This window comes from Paenibacillus methanolicus, assembly GCF_008124765.1.
Taxonomy (GTDB): Bacteria; Bacillota; Bacilli; order Paenibacillales; family Paenibacillaceae; genus Paenibacillus_Z; species Paenibacillus_Z methanolicus.
In genome coordinates this window covers 1-21834 of sequence record NZ_VNHS01000016.1, presented here as the reverse complement: position 1 = coordinate 21834, position 21834 = coordinate 1, and the positions used below count along the sequence as shown (strand labels likewise).

Here is a 21834-nt window from a genome sequence, read left to right as displayed (position 1 = left end):
ATGGTGAAGCGGGGTATAGCGATTGGATCAGCAAATTGGGAAATACCGTTATCGCATGTTTGGTCTTGTGTTCGAGTCGGATTTTCGGCTTGATGGGCTAACGCCGGATAATGGAGAACCGGATGCCGTTATTAGAGAAGGAATCGTAGATGCGCCTTTTTCTGGGCCTGAAGGCGAAAATGCATTTTGTGTTGCGGAGAATGGGGCCTTCGCTTTTCGCGTAAAGGGGATCGGTGCCTTTCAAATCCGGGATGGCCGCGAGATTACCTTCCAGAAAGACCTTCAATGTTTGGATGACGCCTACACCTTATACATCTCCGGGACATGCGCGGGAACCTTGCTGATGCAGCGGGGGATTATACCGATCCATGGAAGCGCGCTGCTCTTGGAAGGCAAAGGGGTCATTGTGACGGGCGATTCAGGCGCGGGCAAATCCACGCTATCGGCTTCCTTGAACAAAAGAGGATGTTCATTTTTGGCCGACGATATTGCGGCGCTTCAAATCGAACCAAGCGGGGAAGTCGTGGTACGCCCTGGATTCCCGCAGCAGAAGCTTTGGCGGGATACGGCGACTCGCATATACGGCTCGGTAGAGATGTTCGACCGTATACCGGGCACGCGGGACAAGTATTATATTCCGATCCCAGGAGATCAATTTATACCGTCGAACAAGAGGCTGCATGCGCTGTTTGAACTTGTGCCGGAGTCGCGGGATACCGTGGAAATCGTGGAGCTTAGAGGCATGGAGAAACTTGCGCGGCTGATGTATAACACGTATCGCTTTGAGTTGGTTGAACTGCTGGGGTTGAAGAAATGGCATTTTGAAGCTTGTGCCCAGCTCGCGTCCCAAATTGCGGTCTATCGCATTAAGCGTCCCGCCAGCGGCTTTACGGTAGAGGAGCAGATCGAGGGTATGATGAGAGCCGTGCAGAAGCTATAAATAAGAATGAGGGGTACCCAAGTGGATACCCCTCATTTCCTTTTTATACACCGGTGGATGAACCGTTCTCTATCTCCACTAACTTATGATCACGAACACGGTAGACGCGATTGCATATATCGATGACCGATAAGCGGTGGGTGATCGCGATACACGTCTTCTGCGGGGCCAACCGTTTAATGCGCTCCAGTACTTCTACTTCCGTGTCCAGATCAAGTGCGGACGTAGCCTCATCCAACAATAGGATGGGGGCTGGGCGCAGAAGCGCTCTCGCAATCGCGATCCGCTGGGCTTGTCCCTCGGATAGGCCAACGCCGTTGTCGCCAATTACCGTATGCAGTCCTAACGGAAGTTTAGTAATGAACTCCCAAGCGCACGCATGGCGAGCGGCTTCGATAACCGCGTCCTCCGTTGCGTCCGGATTGCCGATACGGATATTATCCAGCACGGTTCCGGAGAATAGCGTGTTCCCTTGCGGGACGTAGGAAAAGTAGGAGCGGGTCGCGGCGGAAATCGCCAACTCTTCCGCGCTGCTTGTCCGGACGAACGCCCGGCCTTCCCGTGGTTGAAGAAGGGCTAGCAGCAGCCGCAGCAAGGTTGTTTTGCCTTCCCCGGACGTACCGACGATCGCGATGATTTCGCCGGGTTTCACGCTAAACGAGATCTCTTGAAGAATAGGGACGTTAGTCTCGTAGGCATAGGAGACGCCTTCGAAGTTGATGGACGCAAGCTCTTTGATTGGCTGCGCATATTGTTCCGAACCGGGTTCGCTTTGCAACGCGTCAAACTCTTTTAACCGTTCCACGGAGGCTAAAGTGGCAATAATCATCGGGAGCGAACGAGATAATCCTTGCAATGGTCCTTGAATATGTCCGACGAGCTGCAGGAAAGCCGTAAAGGTACCGAAGCTGGTCGCCCCTCGCGCGATTTTGTAGGCACCCAACACAAAGGCGAGGAAAAAGCCGGCTTGATAGCCGAATCCGATAGAAAGGTTGGTCATGGCATTGAAAAAGTTCCGTTTCACGACCCAGTTCAGTTTGTGCTGCTGAAGGTTCTCCATTTGTTGCATGCTGCTGTTCTCGTATTGAAACGTCTTAATGATCAGCATATGGCGAACGTTTTCTAAGAGAAAGGAACGGTAGCTGCTTTCAGCCGATTGAATTTCATGCTGCATGCGTTTCAATTTACGACCGATCAGCCAACTTAGGAATAAGGTAATAGGACCGAGCATAAACGCGAAAATGGCTAAGGTAGCATCGTAATACCATAATGTGAAGAAGGCGACGACTAACTGAATGGCCATGGCAATGATGCCCGGCAGAGTTGCTGTCCATCCTTCGACGATATTTCCGACGTCGCTGACTAATCGGGTTTGGATATCGCCGTTATGATATTTGTTGATTGCCATCCACTCAGTCCGATAAAGGCGCTTAAGCAGCCGATCATGCAACCGGAAGCTAAGGAGTTCTCTCAGTTTGCCTGTTCGAATCGAGAGGTAAGCGCCGGCGATTAATTGCATGATTAACAGAAAAACAAGAAGGATGATATACAGGGTAGCTGCGGAATAGTTTTCGCTCATGGTGGAATCGATCAGCTGCTTCGAAACGGCAGCTACCCCGATTCCGCCTAGCGAGTTGAAAATATTCAAGCCAATGACAAGAAGCAGTGAACCCCAGTGGCCTTCGATTTGCTTGAGGAGCCAGACGTAGTTATGCCAAGAAACCAGCTTCTGTAAACGGTTAATAGTTATTCCTCCTGCAGTGGTGCGCTACTACTTCACCAGCACCTGTTCACGCTTCAATTGCTCGATCATGGCTTCAATCAGGGGGGCGCGAAGGTCTGGCGTCTTCAGGGCAAAGTCCAGCGTGGTCAAAATATAGCCGAGGCGCTCGCCTACATCATAACGGGTGCCCTCAAAATTATACGCGTACACGGATTGGATTTCGTTCAGGCGTTGAATGGCGTCGGTCAGTTGGATTTCGCCGCCGGCTCCGACTTCTTGGCGATCCAGGAAATCAAAGATCTCGGGCGTGAATACGTAACGGCCCATAATAGCCAGGTTCGAAGGTGCGGTACCGAGCGCTGGTTTCTCCACGAATGCGTTAACTTTATAGAGACGGCCGTCCTGCTCGAGAGGATCAATAATTCCGTAGCGGTTCGTTTCTTCGTTAGGGACGGTCTGAACGCCGATTACGGAGTTGCCGGTCTTCTCGTGTTCGTTGATCAATTGGCGGAGGGAGGGAACTTCGCCCGTCACGATGTCATCGCCGAGCAATACGCCGAATGGCTCATTGCCAATGAAGCGGCGGGCGCACCAGACGGCATGGCCGAGGCCGCGAGCTTCCTTCTGACGGATATAATGAATTTCAACTCGGGCGGAACGCTGCACTTCCTCCAACAGCTTTAGCTTACCGGATTCCAGCAATTTCTCTTCCAGCTCGAACGAGTTGTCGAAGTGGTCCTCGATGGCGCGTTTCCCCTTACCGGTTACAATAATGATATCCTCGATTCCGGCCGCGATTGCTTCCTCTACGATGTACTGAATCGTAGGCTTGTTAATAATAGGAAGCATTTCTTTGGGCATGGCTTTGGTCGCAGGCAGGAAGCGTGTGCCTAGCCCTGCAGCGGGAATAATCGCTTTTTTTACTTTTTTCACAGTCTCATCTCCGGTGGTTAGAATTTGGGTAATCAACTATTGTTTTATCTTGTTTTGTCTATTTATCTAAGCATTAATCGCGATAAGATTCAGGTCCTTCATTCTAGTGAGAAATTGGCTTGTCTGTTCCAAGCAAGTATGTTTGTCAATGTCATAGATCTCAAGCAGGCGGTTTACTAAAGTATCCATTGAGATAGCAACCTCGATGATCCGCCATATATCAGCACTTACGCCCTCGAGCGCATAGTATTTTCCGGATTGAATGTCCAGCATGCTAACCTCCTCGTCCAGAGAGGTTGCCAGAATGTCGGGGTTTCTTGAAATGGTAGCCGATAAGTCGACAGTAGATTCATGCATAGGGAAGGAGCCGTCCTGTTCTAATTAGAATATAGGAACAAAAAAAAGAAATCCCAAATTGAAGTCAATCTGCGATTTCTTCTTTTACGATCATTGTCTCATGATTACGAGAAGGAGTAGAACGTGTATTTGCCTACCGTGATGACGGCGTCTGGATTTTTCTTCAGCTCGCTGCCGTACTCCGTCATAGCCACTTCCAAGGACTTAACCTCTGGTTTTTCCCAAGTTTTCTTCATTGATTTCACCTCCATTCCCAATACAATGTCTATAGGTCTTGTTTACTATATTCGTAGGCTAATTATATATTAGTTTCCAGGACTGGACAAGCACTTTTTCCATCATATTTTGCTAAAAATCTCCCTAAATTCGGCGGAAATACAGTGATTGCGCTTACAAATATCTAACGTGTCGAATTACCAAATTTTCGCCGAAAGATTTTTGTTGGTTTATACAGAAAATAGTAGAACTAAGTCGTTGGTTGTAGTACATTCTATCTATGACAAAAATAACAGTTGGGTAGGATAATATGCACAGATCAAATTTGTTAGCATCCGTAAACTTACTGCAGTTGTTTGCCGATGTGGCGACTCTCTCGCTATCATTTTTCGCCTCTTATGTTATAGCTGGAACTATTACAGAATTGATGCCGCTGAATGAGTATATATGGGTCCTGCTAATTTTTGCGCCGATCTGGATATTCTCTATGCAAATCCAGCGGATGTATAACCAAACAACATTTATGTATGTAGACCGGATTGTCCGGAGTGCGTTCTTCTCTTCGGTTGCTTCATTTCTGATGGTTGGCGCACTATTCTTTTTCGTGAAGGAAACCCTTGTAAGCCGATTGCTTATTGGAGTTTACTTTGTTTTGGCTACAGTGCTATTGATTGGCGTGCGGATGTTGATTATTCGATTTGTGACGAGGATGAAATCCTTCAATAGTCCTAGGGTCGTAATTGTTTCAACGCCTGAACTTGCCAAGAAATTTCGTAGATATCTGGCAAAGACAAACATGAAATTCGATGTTGTCGGCTACGTTCAAGCTTATCCGAACAAACGGCTGCGTTCCGGATATCACTTGGGGTATATGACGGATCTTGAAGAAATCGTCAAAAGGCATGTAATTGATGAAGTGATTTTTGCACTTCCACGGAATTACGTAGGGAAAATTGAACCGCAAATACTTCTTTGCGAAGAAATGGGTATAACAGTTCGTATGATTATCGATTTTTACAATCTCCGCATTTCCCGTACGCATCTATCGAGTGTTGGGACTTTCCCGATGCTTACATTCCATTCCGTGACGATTAATCGGGTCAACTTATTGATAAAACGCATCATCGATATTGTTGGCGCCCTTGTTGGATTGCTGATTATGGCAATTCTCTCCTTGTTTATTATTCCTGCGATAAAATTAGAGTCTTTCGGTCCGGCGGTCTTTTCTCAGAAAAGGGTTGGTTTGAATGGACGGGTCTTTAAAATTTATAAGTTTCGTTCGATGTATCCCGACGCGGAAGAAAGAAAAAAAAGGTTAATGGAACAAAATCAGGTTAGCGGCGGATTTATGTTTAAGATGAAGGATGACCCTCGTGTTACAAAGGTGGGTAAATTTTTGAGAAAAACCAGTCTCGACGAATTGCCTCAATTTATTAACGTTCTATTGGGGGATATGAGTCTAGTGGGTACAAGGCCTCCTACACTCGATGAGGTTAGTAAATATGAGCCGTATCATCGTAGAAGATTGAGTTTCAAACCCGGTTTGACAGGGATGTGGCAAGTAAGCGGACGAAGTAATATCACGGATTTTGACGAAGTTGTTAGACTGGATACCAGCTATATTGACCAGTGGTCACTAATGTTAGATTTGAAAATAATCATGAAGACAATACGGATGGTCATTGATAGAAGAAGCGGCGCCATGTAAATAGTGATTATAAATTGGGGTGTGACAAGATGAACGAGACTAGGTTGCAAAGAGGTAAGAAAAATAAAATGCTTAAAACAAAAGCCAAGACTGTAACATTTACAATTCTAATGAGCTCGATTCTACTGAGCTCTTGTTCGTTGGGGTTGAATAACCAAGGGGTGCCTCAACAAGTTGTTGGTGAAAGTAGTTCTTTGTATTATACGGTGAATCAAGGTGATATTTCTGCTAGTTTGATTGGAACGGGTCAACTTGTCCCGATCAAAGCGACGAGTTTGTACTTTAATAATGTATCGGGGCCGGTTAGCCAACTTAACTATTCTTTAAATGATACTGTTAAAAAAGGTAGTCTGTTTGCACAAATTCTGCCTACTGAAATAGAAAATAAAATCAGTATGCAGCGAATCGTTGTACAGAAAGGCAAGGGTCGACTTCGGTTGCTTTTAGATGGTAACGGGGAAGTTGCAGAACTCAGAAAAAGTATCGAACTAACCAAGTTAGACCTTGAGAGTAAACGTGAGCAGAAAAAGAACCTGCCAAAAGAAACTGAGTTGGCGATTAACAAAGCCAAGCTTGTGCTGGAACAGTATGAGGTTGAGAAAAGTTCTACAATGAAATCACAAGAATTAGCTGAGATTGAACAAAGAAATGTGGAGGATGCAGTTAGGCGAATTGAGATTCGATTGGAACAAGTCCAAAATCAAATTCAATCGTCAATAGTGGCATTAGAGCGGGAGCAATTAGTTTATGATAATTTAATCGCAAACGCCGGGTCGGCAGAAGATATCAAGATTGCGGCGATTCGATTAGAGCAGGCAAAACTAAGCTTATCCAATAGCGAAAAAGATAAAGCTATTACAGAGCTGGACTTGAAACTTGCCCTCGTTCCTACGGAGCAATATAAGATGGATCAGGCTGCTTTGGGGTTAGAGGGTGTCACAAAATCAATTGAGGGTGCTGGACTTACACTCGACGAAATCAAAAAGAACTCTGATCAGAAAATGAAACTGTTGGATCAAGGGATACAAGAAACAAAAATCCAGATTGATCTTCTTAACCTAAGGCTAAACCAAGCGTTGAAGGAACATGAATTTAATACAAGACAGGCTAAACTTGACCAAGAGAGCGCAGAGTTGACACTATCAATGCTTGAGCAAAATTTGCTAAATAGCAAGCTTTACGCCCCGGTAGATGGTGTCGTTTCTTACATGAGTAACGTTTCCATTACCGATAACTTGAGTATTAGTCACCTATTGGCCAAAATTGCGGATCCGAATCAGCTGGCGTTAAAGTTGACGGCAATTGATGCGAAGTACATTTCGGATGTATCCACAGCGGTCCTGGTAATTGGCTCCAAAAAGTATGATGTTGAACTTTACACACCACAGCCTGGCGATGCGCTCTATCAGAATAGTGCAGTTCCTAACAATAGTAATCTAAGTAACTTATTTGTCAAATTCAAGGGTGAGGTTCCTAAGTTGAAATTTGAAGAGAGCGTACAGGTTCAACTTGAAGTTGTGAAGGAGAACGTGCTACTCGTTCCAAAATCTAACCTGAAGGTCGAGTCAGGGAAGGTTATGGTTGATGTACAACGGAATAATGAAATTGTAACGGTGGAAATAACCAGAGGAATTGAGAGTGACGTCAATATTGAAGTCGCTAATGGCCTGGAAGTCGGGGACCAAATCGTTCGCAGATAACTACCGTATGGGGAGATGCATAGCATGGAGTTTGAAAGATTAGTATATGCAATAATTAGAAAAATATGGTTAGTGGTTCTGCTTGCACTTGTTGGAGGCGTTGCTGCAGGAAGTCTTAGTGTAGCTACGGCACAGCCGGTATATCAAACGGAAACGACATTATTTGTAATGAAGCGAAGTAGTTCAATGCTCTCTGGTGAAGCTATTACTTATAACGATATCGCACTTAGTCGCGAGTTGATTAAGGATTTTAGTCAAATTCTCTTATCCGCAAGGGTAATAGAGCCGGCTGTCAGAGAGGTAGGAATTGAGGGAGTGACGTCTGCCGATGTAAGTGTTGCGACAGGAATCCGCCTTATTGAAGAATCTAATGTAATGTCGATCGTCATCACTTGGCCGGATGCGACGGAAGCAGTGAATATTGCCAATGCTGTAGGCCGATCTTTTGCTTCAGTGATTGGCTCCTTAACTAATGACACGAACTCTGTTGGGATTATTGATGAGGCGAGAGTGGCTTACAGCGTTCCGCCAGGTCACGCTAAGATGGTCATTTTCGGTATAATGGCTGGCCTTCTGTTATCGCTGGCGTACATTTATGTGCGGGAAATATTTGATAGTACAATTCGTTCTGCCAAAGAGATCGAGAGAGGTCTTGAATTAAAGGTAATCGGGATCATTCCAGAATACAACATCAGTTGAGGGGAATTCAAGGGCGATGCAAACCAAAACATTTAATGTATATAACGAAGAAAACAAAGCGGTTCAAGACGCTTATGCAATGCTAACCGCGAACATCCATTTAAGCGGGCCGGAAAGTCACTACAAATCTCTGGCCCTAACAAGCTGCAAGCCTAGCGTAGGCAAAACATCGATTGCAATAAGCCTGGCTATTACCATGGCTGGATCCGGATGGAAAGTGTTGTTGGTCGATGGGGATATGAGAAAGCCGGTGGGCGGTAAACGGTTGGGGGATAACACGTTGCTTGGGCTATCGGATTATTTGGCTGGACAGGCTGATTTGTTGGACGTGTTATGTAACACCAATATTAATAACTTGACTTATCTTTACGGTGGTGAAAATCGCCAAAATCCAATCGGCTTATTGTGCAGTACAAGATTCGAAGAACTGAACGCTTGGGCAAGAGAGCAGTATGATTTTGTCATCTATGATACACCGGCGCTTTCTTCCGTAGTCGATGCGTCGCTCATTGCGGCTCGGGTAGACGCTACGTTACTGGTTGTAGAGATCGGACAGACTTCTATGGATTCGTTGAAACCTGCGAAAGAACAGCTTGAGAAAGTCAATGCGAATATCATGGGTGTGGTCTTGAATAAGGTGAAGAAAAATGCCTATAAAAAATATTTTGGTGCCTTTGATTATTTCTTTGATGGAAGCAAGTTTGTCAACCGTTCAAGTCGGGATCGAAAGAAAAAGTCTTCGAGCTAATGGAGAGTTTGAGGAGTAGGATTTCAAGGCCGACTGTTGGAGATGAGAAGTAAATGATGATAAATGCATTTAAAAGGGACATGACCGGGGTTATCTTTGCTGTTTTCACCGTAATTATCCTGCTAATGCCATTTGGATTGAGTATTACGGGAAACAATTATATTAAACTGCTGCAGGATGCGGCCTATGGCTTTATGATTCTCAATGCTGTTTATTTAATTGTTCGGCATAAGCCTTCCATGGTGATCTCGCCGCAAATATTTATGCTTTTTTGTTTTATTCTGATGTTTACTATTATCGGTCTTTACTTTAGCGGTTTAGTAACCGTCGCGCTTCAGTTCCGGCAGTATGGATTTCTCTTCTTTCTAATCATTATGATGCCGTATGCTAGTATTTCAGATTTTAAGTATGTTTGGCCGATTCTAAAAGCCATCGCGGCCGGGTGTATTCCGGTATCAATCGCACAGTTTTTATATTTTCAGACTAAGGGCGATTACGTATCCGGATTGATGGGGCCCAGGGAAAGCGGAACACTGACGTTGTTTCTGCTTATTGTGTTCTTCTCGGAGTTTATGCTCAGATTGTCGCAAGGGCGCAAGCTATTCGGGTTATATTTCTTATTTCTTGTGCCAACCACGATTAATGAAACTAAAATAAGCTATGTTTTGATCCCGTTATTATTGTTTTCGTCTCTGCTGTTTACGAAGAAGCTTAAGATGAAATATGTGCTCAATATTGTGTTGTTGTTAGCCCTATTGTTTGCAGGGACCTCAACAGTTTACAACAGTATTGGATATAATCATTCGTTAACGGAAGCATTTGAATATGAGAATCTTAAGTTCTATTTAACGGATGATACTTATACCGAGGATGCGGGACGACTGACTAAAATTTTGTTGGCCGTTGATATCATTGAGGACAGCCCTTACATTGGATACGGCTTGGGATCCACTTATAAAGCTTCAACTTCAGGCGCACATGGATATATATTTCAATCCTATCCCGGAGGTAATCAGTTAAGCGCTACTAGGCCGCAATTGATGGTGACGCTAATTGATTTTGGTTGGATCGGAACGGTATTCGTACTGCTAATGCTAATTACCTACTTCATTAAAGTTCTAAGGCTGAGAAAGATAACGTTAGAGAAGATTGTCTCGTTAAATTGTTTTATTATTATTATCTTTTGTTTCCCTTATCATAACCTTTTTGCAATGAGTCAGATTATGACGATCTTTATTATTTTCACAGTGATATGCTTAAGGTTTAAGGGCATGAGTAACCATGACGGCCATTCAATCGGAACTACCTGATTGACGGCCGTTACCTTTTACTGTTGACTTTATGAGGAGATATTGGAATGGAACCTGTTATAAGCGTCATAGTGCCCACCTACAACGCCGAAGAGTTTTTGCCACGGTGCCTGGATTCAATTCTCGCCCAGACGTTCGCTAACATTGAGGTTATCGTAGTTAACGACGGATCTAAAGATCGGAGTGGAATCATTGCTGACGAGTACTCGGTTAGAGACAGTAGAGTTCGAGTCATTCACAAAGAAAACAGCGGGGCGGGCAAAACCAGAAACAGCGGATTGGAAATAGCAAGAGGACAGTATATTGGGTTTGTAGATGCTGATGATTGGATTGCGCCGGAGATGTATGAGGAGCTTTACCAAGCCGCAGTTCGGGATCAATCCGAAGTGGCGATGGCTGACTTTTACCGGGTAACGGATCGGGGCCAGCCAAAACCAAAGTGTACCAACCTGAAACAAACCTTGTATGAGAATAAATCGATTATCGATAACATCTTAATCCTTATGTTCGGTGCAGATTCGAAAGCTGACGATGACGTTGCAGTTGAGATGTGTGTTTGGAGAAACATTTATAAGCGTGAACTGATCGAGCGGAATGGAATCCAATTCTACTCGGAGAGAGAATACATCTCAGAAGATCTTGTGTTTAACATTGAAGTGCTGACAAGAGCAACACGCGTTAGTATTGTGAATAAACCTCTCTATTATTACGTGTTAAACATCAACTCTCTCACGAAGAAGTATCAAAGAGATCGCTTTGAGAAGGATAGCCGACTTTATTTATACATGAGAGAGCGGCTTAATGAGATTGGTATGCTAAGGGACAATGAAGAGCGGTTAATGCGTACCTTCATTGGGAGAGCGCGCACATGTATTATCAGTGAAGCACGCGACAATAAGCAGGATAATGTTCGTATGCGGATAAAGCGTATACGATCTATTACGAATGACTCCATGCTGCAAGAAGTCATTCGCTCCTACCCCATATTCAACTATTCTTTGAAATTGCAGATATTTACGTATTGCATGAGATTGAGACTGGCGGAAGTATTATTTATGCTGGCTGCGTATCATCCGCAGCGTTAAGGCTCTAAAGAGAGGGGAGTTTGTGTGAAGAAAATAGGGATACTTACTATTAATGACTATAATAATTACGGAAATCGGCTGCAGAATTTAGCGGTACAAGAGGTATTGCGATCATTAGGTTGTACGGCCGAAACAGTTGTAAACAATACACCATATAATTTTCGGAACGTCGAAGAGAAAACGTTGCTTCGTCGTTTGGGGGCACTAGGGAAGATGGCGCCCAAAGAAGTAATTCTGAAAGTAAATAGATATATCGCTAGAAAGAAGTTTGGAAAATATACGGCAGAACGTATTGCGGCGTTCAGGGGATTTACGAATTCGTACATTACCGAAACGGAGTTTAAAATATCGGAAGGTCATGTCCCTTCCACCTTGGCCGATCAATACGATTCCTTCGTGACGGGGAGCGACCAAGTATGGAACCCCATTTATCGGCAAGGGTCATCAATTGATTTTATAGCGTTTGCTCCTAGTTCAAAGAGAGTAGCTTACGCACCAAGCTTTGGTGTTTCCGAAATCCCATCCGAATACAATGAGATGTACAAGAGATGGTTATCGGAGATGGGACGCTTATCCGTGCGAGAAGAAGCCGGCGCAACATTAATTAAAAAGTTGACAGGTAAAGACGCCGTCGTGTTAGTAGATCCGACGCTTATGTTGACCAGGGAAAAATGGCTCAGGTTCTCCAAGGAAGCTGCTAATAAGCCTAAAGGCAAGTATCTGTTAACTTATTTTTTGGGAAAGCAGTCGGCTGAGACGTTAAGTGCAATTCAGGCTATCGCGAAAGAACATGAGTTAAAGATTATTAGTTTGGCAGATACAGCGGATCTTGGAACCTATGTCACAGGACCAAGCGAGTTTATCGACTATATTCGATCCTCGACGGCATTTTTCACGGACTCCTTCCATGGAGCAGTCTTTTCCATACTTTTTGAAAAGTCGTTTACGGTTTTCGGGAGAGCAGGTATGAATTCCAGAATGGAAACTTTACTCTCAACCTTTAAGCTGGCATCGAGGAAATGGGAAGATGTAAGCGCGACGGGTGAGTTGTTCCACATTGACTATAGTCATGTTCCTGATATCCTGGAGGCGGAGAGAAACAAAGCACTCCATTACTTAAGAGAAGCTTTATCCATTAAGGAATAGTTTATGAGAGTAAATCAACTAAAAGCCGGAGCTGCACTATCCTATCTTTCTATGGCTTTCGGTTTTATCGTATTTATCGTTTATACTCCGTTTATGCTCCGGTATTTGGGGCAAAGCGAATATGGACTATATAACCTTGTTATTTCCGTAGTCAGTTATTTGAGTCTGTTAAGCTTTGGCTTTGGCAGTGCTTATATTCGTTTTTATTCTCGATTTAAGGCAAAGGAAGATTCTGGAAACATTGCGAAGTTAAACGGGATGTTCCTGCTTATCTTTTCGGCGATTGGCTTCATTTCTGTAGTGGCTGGGCTATGTATGGTACTCAATATTGGGGCTGTGTTAGGTAGCCAATTGCAAGTTAGTCAAATCTCGACGGCCAAAATCCTAATGTCGCTTATGATTGTAAATATTGCGTTCTCATTTCCATCCAGTGTATTCCATAACTATGTAATGGCCCATGAGCGCTATGTTTTTCAAAAAAGTCTGCAGTTAATCAAGGTAGTCGCAACACCGTTTATAACCATACCGGTACTTATACTCGGCTATAAATCGGTTGGCGTCATTTTAATAACGGTAGTTGTCGCAATAGTCATAGATATTGCAAATATGTTATTTTGTCTGAGGAAATTGCAGATGCAGTTTTCCTTCCAACGTTTCGATACGGGGCTGTTGAAGGAGTTGACCGTTTTTTCTTCCTATATTTTTATGAACATGATTATAGACCAGATTAACTGGAATGTTGATAAATTTATTCTAGGCAGATTCAGCGGAACAGTCGCTGTCGCTATTTATGGATTAGCGTCTCAATTTAACACGTACTACTTGCAAATATCGACATCCATTTCGAACGTATTTATACCTCGTATCAATAAGTTGGTTGCCGCTCACAATAATAACGAAGAATTAACTAATTTATTCACAAGGATCGGCCGGATTCAATTCATGCTGCTTGCATTAATATTTACCGGTTTTCTTTTTTTTGGTCAATCCTTCATCACGTTGTGGGCAGGCGCAGAGTACAAGGAAAGTTTCATCATAACATTGCTCTTATTGGGACCTGTTACGATTCCTCTGATTCAAAATATCGGGATCGAGATCCAGAGAGCTAAAAATATGCACCAATTTCGTTCATGGGTTTATTTAGCGATAGCGATCGTTAATATTTGCATCAGTATCCCACTGGCCAAACAATACGGGGGGATCGGGTCGGCTCTAGGGACTGCGATTTCTTTGTTCCTAGGAAACGGCTTAATTATGAATTGGTACTATCATAAACGAGTCGGCTTAAATATGATTTATTTTTGGAAGAGAATAGTGGCCTTCTTCCCCTCTCTAGTCGCTCCCATATTATTTGGAATATTGGCTTACAGATTTATAGACCAGTATAACTTTGGTCTTTTAGCCGTATTTGGCAGTATTTATTGCGGGGTCTTCGGAGCATCGTTATGGCTATTCGGTATGGACCGAACAGAGAAGGAATTACTACTGAAACCGCTTCGTGCAGTAATGGGCAAACTTAAAGCAACTCGTTAATTGAGTTGGTAAAGGGTGGAACAATGAGAGACAAAATCGTTAATGCGCTTCCGATGTCGGTAAGATTGTGGGTCAGAAAAAACAAGTTCACCGTTAGTTTATTGGTCAATTATTGGTATGACATGAGAGCCTTCTACCGATTTTCGTTTGAAACGAATCGTGTCAAAACAAAAAGACATGATGAAGGCAATCTAATCTTCTATTATCACAAAATCGAAAAAGGGTTGTCGCTGCCGAAACCGAGAGTCGGTTTTGCCAAGCAGCATGTCCTTTATCTTTTTGATGAACTGGAAGCCTATCGCCAAAAGTACGGATGGGATAATGTATCGAAGGTTACTTTAAATACGTTAGACTCCTATGTTGAGTTTAATAGGGCGCATGATTTTGAAATGCCCGAGATGACAGGGCGTCTTCAGGCATTAAAAAACACGCTGTCCAAGGAAGTCAATGAGACGACTGGGGGCGGAGTGCGTGAAATCACGAGGGATGACTTGGAGAAGAGTAAGATCAATTTCAAGGAATTCGTCTTTTCACGATACAGTATCAGAAACTTTAAACCTGGTGAGGTAAGCATCGAACTTATTCAAGAAGCTATAAGTATCGCACAGAAGACACCGTCTGTATGTAACAGGCAATCGGCTAAAGTGTATGTATTCTGCGGCGACGAAATAAAGAAAAATGTGTTAAAGTACCAAAATGGCAATGCAGGTTTCGGAGGTACAGCCGATAAAATCCTTATCGTATCGATGGATATGCGGGACTTCAGAGGCGTAATCGAGAGGAATCAATATTTCATAGATGGCGGTATGTATGCGATGTCGCTGATTTATGCGCTGCATTCGCTAGGTGTCGGTACTTGCCCGTTAAATCTATCTATTACCCATGATATAGAAACAGGTTTAAAGAAAACAGCCCAAATTCCAGATTCGGAAAAATTGATCATGATGATAGCTGTCGGCCACGTGCCAGATAATCTAAAGGTGGCTTACTCTCATAGACGGGAAGCGTCCGAAGTCATGAAGGTCATCCGGTAGGAGGATTCCGTTCATCAAATATGCGATATGTATTTTAGCCCATCGTAAGCCTGCATTATTACAGATGATCGTCGACAGACTAGTCGCTCCTAATGTGGAGGTTTTCATTCATCTTGATAAAAAAAGCAGGCTTTCGGATTTTTCTCATATCAAGAATGCAACATTTATCGAGAGAAGGATCAGTGTTTTCTGGGGCGGGCGGTCTATGGTTAACGCGATGTATAATCTGATCGAGTATGTCGTTCATCAAACGGGCTGCGAGTATCTTCTATTTATAAGCGGAGAGGATTATCCTATTATTCCTGGTGCTTTGTACGATACGTATATCGACTGTGAGAAAAACTACGTCCAATATGAAAAACTACCCAAGAAAGATTGGGATCATGGCGGAATTGACCGAGTGCAGCACCTATATCCGTTCCGGTCTTATACAACCTTTCGTTCTCGTGCATTCATCAAGCTGCAGAAGTTAATGAAATACAGCAGAAATTATGGGACACTCGGATTTTCACTGTACGGCGGGAGTCAGTGGATTAACATTAACCGGACAGCTGCGGAGTACGTTCTCGATCAATGGCATACTTTCTATTCGGTTATCAAATATAGCAGGATACCAGATGAACTTCTCTTTCAAAGCATTCTATTGAATTCTCCGTTGCGAGAGACAATCGAAAACAACAACTTGAGGTTTTTACATTTCGAGAAGGGTCACGATCATCCGGTTTATTTGGACAAGTCGTACTTCGGGAAAATAAATGATGCAATGCCGTTGTTCTGCCGAAAAATTCAGGACCCGGCCACGTTTGAAGCTTTCCATAGATACTTTAACAACGCAGAGGCCCAGAATAATGGCTAAGGCTACTTCCTAATGCGAGGGAGATACGTGTGGAGAAAATACTAATCGTTACATCAGATCTATCGGTGAAAGGCGGAGTCTCATCAGCCGTTCATTCTTTAATGCAGGAGATTAACTCGAGGAAGAAGAGTGATATTAAGCTCTATAGTTCTTATATTACTACACATCCGGTGCTGAGTATCTTATACTCTTTGATGCGAATCGCTGCCTTTTTCTTATTGTTATATCCATTTCGTTATCGGTTGTTTTATGTCCATGTCTGTGCGTTCGGCAGTTTTTATCGTAAGGCTATATATGTACTGGCTTTACGTATGCTTAATAGACCGGTCGTCATTCATCAGCATGCGGCCGATTTGGATGTCTTTGTAAACAAAAATCGTTTTAACAAATGGTTGGCACGTAAAGTATATGAAGCTTCTTCAAGTATCTTTGTGCTATCGGAGAATATGAAAGCGATCACCAAATCAGTGGCGGCTGTCGAGGAGATCCATATTATCAAAAACCCGGTGCAGGTGCCGGCTCATAATAAAGATTATTCGACAGCAGATCAAAAAATTCGCCTCTTATTTTTGGGTGAAGTCGGTCAACGCAAAGGGATTTTTGACCTTATTCAGGCCGTTGCCGATATGACGGAAGAGCAGCGTGATCGGATACAACTGGATATTGGCGGAAATAAAGAGCTGGATAAGCTCAGAGAGATGATTAAGGCCAATCGCTTGGAAGAGACGTGCATCGTTCATGGATGGGTAACAGGGGAGCAGAAGAACCAGCTGCTGAAAGAAGCATCTGTATTCCTCTTGCCCTCTTACTTTGAGGGAGTTCCAATCGCTATATTGGAAGCTATGTCATACGGGTTGCCGGTAATTAGTACCAATATTGCGGGTATCCCTGAGGTCGTAAAGCATCGCTACAATGGGCACATAATTGAACCTGGCGATATCCAAGCTTTGCGATCGAGTATAGTTTATTTTCTTGAGCATAGCGAGAATCTCCAAGTGTTTGGAGAGAACAGTCGAAAGATTGTCGAGGAACACGACGTCAGGTTGATTGCGAATCATATTTTGTCATTGTTCGGAAGAATAACATCCGGAAGTGAGGGGTTAAGCATTGAGAACAGTCTACATGGGAAACGTTAAATGTCATGTGACGAATGCTTCCGAATCTCTCGAGTTGATGAGCCAGAAAGAAAAATTAAGTATTTTTTATCTGAATGCCCATTGTTATAATGTTTCCCAGAAAGATGAGGAGTATCGGGCCTGCTTGAACGAAGCGGATATGGTGCTAAACGATGGGGTCGGTGTGGACATAGGCTCCCAATTATTTGGTTTCCGTTTTCATGAAAACTTAAACGGGACCGATCATAATGTTCGTATTTTGGAAATGGCCGCACAAGCAGGGCTTAGGGTATACCTGTTGGGAGCTGCCCCTGGTATAGCAATTACAGCAGCAGAAAAGTTATGTGCCAAGATACCCGGACTTCAAATAGTAGGCGTTCAAGATGGCTTCTTCGAAGATTCTCAAGCTGTCGTTCGAGAAATCAACGATTTAAAAACGGATGTGTTAATAGTAGGCATGGGTGTCCCGCGTCAAGAAAAGTGGATTAGTCAACATTTTGCCCAACTCGATGTGAAAATTGCAGTAGGGGTGGGCGCCTTTATCGATTTTATGGCAGGTAAATTTCCGCGAGCACCTAAAATGATGATAAATTTAAAGTTGGAATGGATGTTTAGATTTCTTCAAGAGCCTAAAAGGCTTTGGAAAAGATATCTGCTTGGCAATGTCATGTTTTTTTATTACATTATTAAGAATAGATTGACGCACGGGGAATCTAAATGAGTGGGATTGAAAACGTGTTTAAAAAAAAACGTTGCGATGGATAGTAGCAATTGTGGTTGTTGGCATCTTGGTCCTTTGCGTCGCAATATCAAGGTACTTCTCTGGGCAAGATTCATTGGAATCTAATGGGCTTAGCCAGTCGTTAGCTAATTATTTTATGGAGTCTCTGATCGCAAACGATTTCCCGGTGAATCGAAACGATGTTTTTTGGAAGTTGACTGCAAATGCACTTTTAAGGAAAGCAGCTCACTTTACGGAGTATATGATGATCGGATTTTTTCTATCAACGTTACTCAATCTCTTCATAAAACGTTTATGGGCATGTCTTCCGATTGCAACCGCTGTTTGCTTTTTTATCGCTTATCTGGATGAGTATAGCCAACAATTTGTTGCCGGCCGAGGATCTCAATGGTTGGACGTGAGAATAGATACTTTCGGAGCGTTTACGGGAATCATTCTGTCGTCGGTTATTTTCTTTATCGTTAATAGAGTTCAGAGGTTAAAAATGGAAATTAAACGATTAAAGCCACAACAAGATGGCGGAGTGTAATCGACGGCCTCTGGCATAAACATGTTACGTAACTCTCTCATATACAGATCAATACAATGCGGTTGTGCATAATGGGGAGAGACATCGTTTGTTTTAAGAAGGAGTGAATTGCAATGAAGCCCAAAAGATATGCGAGTATCCTTATTATTGCCCTGCTGACTTCATTTATGAGCGCAGGGTCTTCTTTTGCCCAAAAAGAGATTGGCGTCGTCATAGACGGGCAAGTTCAAAAGTTCACGCAGCCACCTGCTATTGTAGAAGGTAATACTCTTGTCCCGCTTCGGGGTGTGTTTGAAGAATTAGAGGCTAAAGTGGAATGGGACCCCAAGAACCAAACGGTCGTGGCGGTAAAGGACAAAACGACAATAAAATTAACGATTAATAGCGACCTTGCGTACGTTAATGGGAGTCCGATTCGGTTAACGGCGAAAGCGCGAACCATGAATGGGACGACGATGGTTCCTTTGCGGTTCATCTCGGAATCTTTAGGAGCCAAGGTAGTATGGGATAATAAAAACGGACGGGTGTTAATTACAAGCGGACTACCGGGAAAGGTGACGGAGCAATTCGCCTCAGCAAGAACAGCGGATTATAATGCTAACGTGAAATGGGAAGAGTCGACTCTTGGAACGCCGCTTGACGTTAGCGGTCTAGTGCTCGACGCGCCAGCCGGAAAGTATGGGTTCGTAACCGTGAAGAATGGGCATTTCTATTTTTCAAACGGAAAGCGGATTAAATTCTGGGGGACTAATATTGGCCTGAATGGATTATATCCGACCCATGAGGAAGCTGTTAAGATCACGGATAAAATCGCAACTCTTGGTTTTAATGCGGTTCGATTAATTGGCATGGATGCAACCGAACCCAACATCGGTTTAATCGATCGTACTAAAGATCACACTCAAGCATTGGACCTGGCTAATTTGGACCGATTCCACTATTTGATTAGTGAATTTAAGAAGCGAGGCATTTATGTCGTGCTGAGCTTGAATGCGGATCGAACATATAAGTCGGGGGATGAGGTAGCCAATTCGGATTCGGTGGGTAGAGCAAAAGGAATTAATTTGTTCGATGACCGGATGATTGAGCTTAATCAGCAGTTTAATCAATTAATGCTTTCCGCAAAAAATCCGTACACGGGCCTTTCTTTGAAGGAGGACCCAGTCGTCGCGATGATGGAGATGACGAACGAGAACCAGTTGTTTGAAAAATGGGTGGACGGTTCGTTAGAGGCAACATCGCGGACAGCGATCCCTGTATATTACGTCCAGCAATTAAACAAAAAGTATAATCAATTCCTGCTAGGCAAGTATGGCAGCCATAGTGTCCTATCGAAAGCGTGGTCTAATCCGGTCAGTTCATTTAACTTGATTGCGAATGGTGATTTTGAAACGGATTACACCAAGACGTGGTCGATCGATCAACGAAATGGCCTGAATGTAGCTGAAGTAATTCGAACAAAAAGCGGAACGGTGGATGGTTCGAATTATTTGAGTGTAGGAAACATCCTGTCGCCATTCAAAAGTTTTGACGATGGGGTTATAAGACAATCCGGGGTTAAGTTAGTCAAAGGAAAAACCTATGAAGTATCGTTTGATGTCCGAACTTCTATACCGGCCAAATCTACATTAAGAGTAGAGGTGAAGAACGTTGCCACGAATTATAACTATGGGCTTGATAAATATGAGACGGTATTGCCGTCGAAAAAATGGAAGCGTTACAAGTACACTTTTGTAGCCAATGAAAATACGTCAAAAATTCCCGATGCCTCTTTAACGTATGGTTTTGGTTATTTTGGCGGAGGGAATCTGGACATTGATAACGTACAAATCAAAGAGGTCCAACTAAAAGTTTTTGGTTCCGGCGAGAATTTGGACCGTGGTACAGTGAAGCGCACAATATGGGGAGAGCGTTTCCAATATGTTTTACAAAGAACAGCGGATACAACTGAGTTTTATTACTCGTTGTTGACGAGTACCTTCGCTTCTTATAAGCAGCATTTGCGAACTATCGGGGTAAAGGTCCCGATAACAACAAGTCAAAATTATCGAAACAATGTTGAAATTATGGCCAGAGCTGTGTCCGGAGATTATATGTCGGGACATGTCTATTGGGACCATCCGGAATTCCCAGCGAAACAGTGGGACAAGTATAACTTTACCATGAAGAACGAATCGATGATTAAGACGGCGGCGCAGTCATCAACGGAATTCGGGAATCGCTACTGGGGATATGGCAAGTTTCTGCAATATATTGCGCTCACAAGAGTGGAAGGGATGCCTTTCGTCATTGGCGAATGGCGTCAACCGTACCCGAATGACACAGAGTTTGAAGCTTTATCTGTCATATCGGCTTATGGTCAATTGCAGGATTGGGACGGAATATTTGCCTTTAATTTTTGCGATAACTGCAGCTATGGTTCAAGCGATGAGCGGTTGGACTATTGGTTTAACATCTACAATAGTCCATCTATGTTGGCGCAACTGCCGTCCTATGCGGTGTCCTTTTTGAAAGGTCATATAAAACCGGCAGTTAAATCCGCAGTTTATAAGTATAACAATAGTGAAGTCGTCCGGGGGAATATCGTTGACGGATATCTGAATAATAACAACTTTAATATCGGACAAGGGGTACCGGCATGGCTCTTTCTGAAGCACCGCGTATCCAAAAAGTTTAATGAAGCACGTACATCGTTGGAAACGGATATCCTGACACACGAGGAGGATACCAACCTTGTGAACACGACTCGCCATGTCTCGGATACCGGCGAAATTGTATGGGACGTTTCAATGCCGGGTTCTGAACATCTGGCCATTGATACGGACTATACGCAGGCCCTTACAGGATTTATTACAGGCAAAATTATGAGAACGTCGTCTCTTACAACAATGATATTGGATGCCGAATATCCATATGGATCAATATCTTTACAATCGATTGACAGCAAACCGATTCGCACATCCCCAAAAATGTTATTGGCTGTTGTGTCGAGACAGTACAATAAAGGTCAAAAAAAGACAGCGAATAATGGACTATCTACCTATGGAATAGGTCCTGTGATGATGCAGCCCTTAGATGGTGTAATCGAGATTAAAACTGATTTGTTCGGTGTCAAGGAGGTTAAGGCCACACAATTAAGCGCGAATGGTCAAGAGGTGCGAACTCTACCGGTAGCTCTTGATCGTGTAAATAATACAGTAATGATCACTCTGCAAGCCTTAACCTCACCGCATATTTATATTACTAAAATTTAGGATAAAGTCAGATGTAAGTGGTTAATAAATATGAGGTTCGTGTTTAAGAGGGGAACGATTCTTCGTAAAGAGAAATGTAGAGGTTTAATTCTACTAAATCGCATTTTTTATGGGTCTGTAAAGCTTTTTGTGTAAACCCTCTTGAAGTAAAAAAGCTAACGTAAATAATGACCGATACGGTCGGGGAAAAAGACGGAGAGCTGGAG

At 43.4% G+C, this 21834-nt stretch carries 19 protein-coding genes; 15 read left to right on the top strand and 4 right to left on the bottom strand.

What is annotated here, in order from left to right; translation table 11 throughout:
• Positions 1-22 precede the first annotated feature (22 nt).
• A complete protein-coding gene (locus BCM02_RS31745; RefSeq protein ID WP_148933154.1) occupies positions 23-940 on the top strand; it encodes an HPr kinase/phosphorylase in 918 nt (305 codons plus the stop codon).
• Positions 941-983: 43 nt separating this feature from the next.
• Here BCM02_RS31745 and BCM02_RS31740 read toward each other — a convergent pair whose 3' ends face one another.
• The 4 genes from BCM02_RS31740 to BCM02_RS31725 all read right to left on the bottom strand — a co-directional run bounded on the left by BCM02_RS31740 (position 984) and on the right by BCM02_RS31725 (position 4189).
• Positions 984-2594 (bottom strand): ABC transporter ATP-binding protein, encoded by a 1611-nt coding sequence (locus BCM02_RS31740; RefSeq protein WP_281288265.1) that lies wholly within the window; start codon positions 2592-2594, stop codon positions 984-986.
• 117 nt (positions 2595-2711) lie between these two features.
• Positions 2712-3596 carry a UTP--glucose-1-phosphate uridylyltransferase GalU gene (gene galU / locus BCM02_RS31735; RefSeq protein WP_148933225.1) on the bottom strand — a complete coding sequence of 295 codons (885 nt, stop codon included), beginning with the start codon at positions 3594-3596 and terminating at the stop codon, positions 2712-2714.
• Positions 3597-3662: 66 nt separating this feature from the next.
• Entirely contained in the window at positions 3663-3869 is a 207-nt protein-coding gene (locus tag BCM02_RS31730; protein WP_187434513.1) for a PqqD family peptide modification chaperone, read from the bottom strand.
• 188 nt (positions 3870-4057) lie between these two features.
• Entirely contained in the window at positions 4058-4189 is a 132-nt protein-coding gene (locus BCM02_RS31725) for a paeninodin family lasso peptide (protein WP_187434512.1), read from the bottom strand.
• A 290-nt stretch (positions 4190-4479) separates the two neighbouring features.
• Between BCM02_RS31725 and BCM02_RS31720 the strand changes: the two genes are divergently transcribed.
• The 14 genes from BCM02_RS31720 (at position 4480) to BCM02_RS31655 (ending at position 21628) form a co-directional block, all read left to right on the top strand.
• Entirely contained in the window at positions 4480-5877 is a 1398-nt protein-coding gene (locus BCM02_RS31720; RefSeq protein WP_148933150.1) for a sugar transferase, read from the top strand.
• Between the two features lie 29 nt (positions 5878-5906).
• Positions 5907-7577, top strand: a complete 1671-nt coding sequence (locus BCM02_RS31715) for a hypothetical protein (RefSeq protein ID WP_148933149.1) — start codon at positions 5907-5909, stop codon at positions 7575-7577.
• 24 nt (positions 7578-7601) lie between these two features.
• Complete coding sequence (locus BCM02_RS31710) at positions 7602-8276, top strand: YveK family protein (RefSeq protein WP_187434511.1); 675 nt, start codon at positions 7602-7604, stop codon at positions 8274-8276.
• Positions 8277-8292: 16 nt separating this feature from the next.
• Positions 8293-9024 (top strand): CpsD/CapB family tyrosine-protein kinase, encoded by a 732-nt coding sequence (locus BCM02_RS31705; RefSeq protein ID WP_148933147.1) that lies wholly within the window; start codon positions 8293-8295, stop codon positions 9022-9024.
• 53 nt (positions 9025-9077) lie between these two features.
• A complete protein-coding gene (locus tag BCM02_RS31700) occupies positions 9078-10334 on the top strand; it encodes an O-antigen ligase family protein (RefSeq protein ID WP_148933146.1) in 1257 nt (418 codons plus the stop codon).
• Between the two features lie 47 nt (positions 10335-10381).
• Positions 10382-11419, top strand: coding sequence for a glycosyltransferase (locus tag BCM02_RS31695; protein ID WP_148933145.1), 1038 nt, complete (start codon positions 10382-10384; stop codon positions 11417-11419).
• A 24-nt stretch (positions 11420-11443) separates the two neighbouring features.
• The gene (locus tag BCM02_RS31690; RefSeq protein WP_148933144.1) at positions 11444-12565 is read left to right on the top strand and encodes a polysaccharide pyruvyl transferase family protein; all 1122 of its coding nucleotides are present in this window, start codon (positions 11444-11446) and stop codon (positions 12563-12565) included.
• A 3-nt stretch (positions 12566-12568) separates the two neighbouring features.
• A complete protein-coding gene (locus BCM02_RS31685) occupies positions 12569-14098 on the top strand; it encodes a lipopolysaccharide biosynthesis protein (RefSeq protein ID WP_148933143.1) in 1530 nt (509 codons plus the stop codon).
• A 23-nt stretch (positions 14099-14121) separates the two neighbouring features.
• The gene (locus BCM02_RS35740) at positions 14122-15132 is read left to right on the top strand and encodes a nitroreductase family protein (protein ID WP_222871042.1); all 1011 of its coding nucleotides are present in this window, start codon (positions 14122-14124) and stop codon (positions 15130-15132) included.
• Between the two features lie 64 nt (positions 15133-15196).
• Positions 15197-15988: a beta-1,6-N-acetylglucosaminyltransferase gene (locus BCM02_RS31675; protein ID WP_148933142.1), complete on the top strand. Its 792-nt coding sequence runs from the start codon at positions 15197-15199 to the stop codon at positions 15986-15988.
• 29 nt (positions 15989-16017) lie between these two features.
• A complete protein-coding gene (locus BCM02_RS31670) occupies positions 16018-17124 on the top strand; it encodes a glycosyltransferase family 4 protein (protein WP_148933141.1) in 1107 nt (368 codons plus the stop codon).
• Entirely contained in the window at positions 17111-17824 is a 714-nt protein-coding gene (locus tag BCM02_RS31665; RefSeq protein ID WP_148933140.1) for a WecB/TagA/CpsF family glycosyltransferase, read from the top strand. Before BCM02_RS31670 ends, BCM02_RS31665 begins: the two co-directional genes overlap by 14 nt.
• Before the next feature lie 52 nt (positions 17825-17876).
• A complete protein-coding gene (locus tag BCM02_RS31660; RefSeq protein WP_187434510.1) occupies positions 17877-18374 on the top strand; it encodes a VanZ family protein in 498 nt (165 codons plus the stop codon).
• A 113-nt stretch (positions 18375-18487) separates the two neighbouring features.
• Positions 18488-21628, top strand: coding sequence for a stalk domain-containing protein (locus BCM02_RS31655; protein WP_148933138.1), 3141 nt, complete (start codon positions 18488-18490; stop codon positions 21626-21628).
• Positions 21629-21834 lie beyond the last annotated feature (206 nt).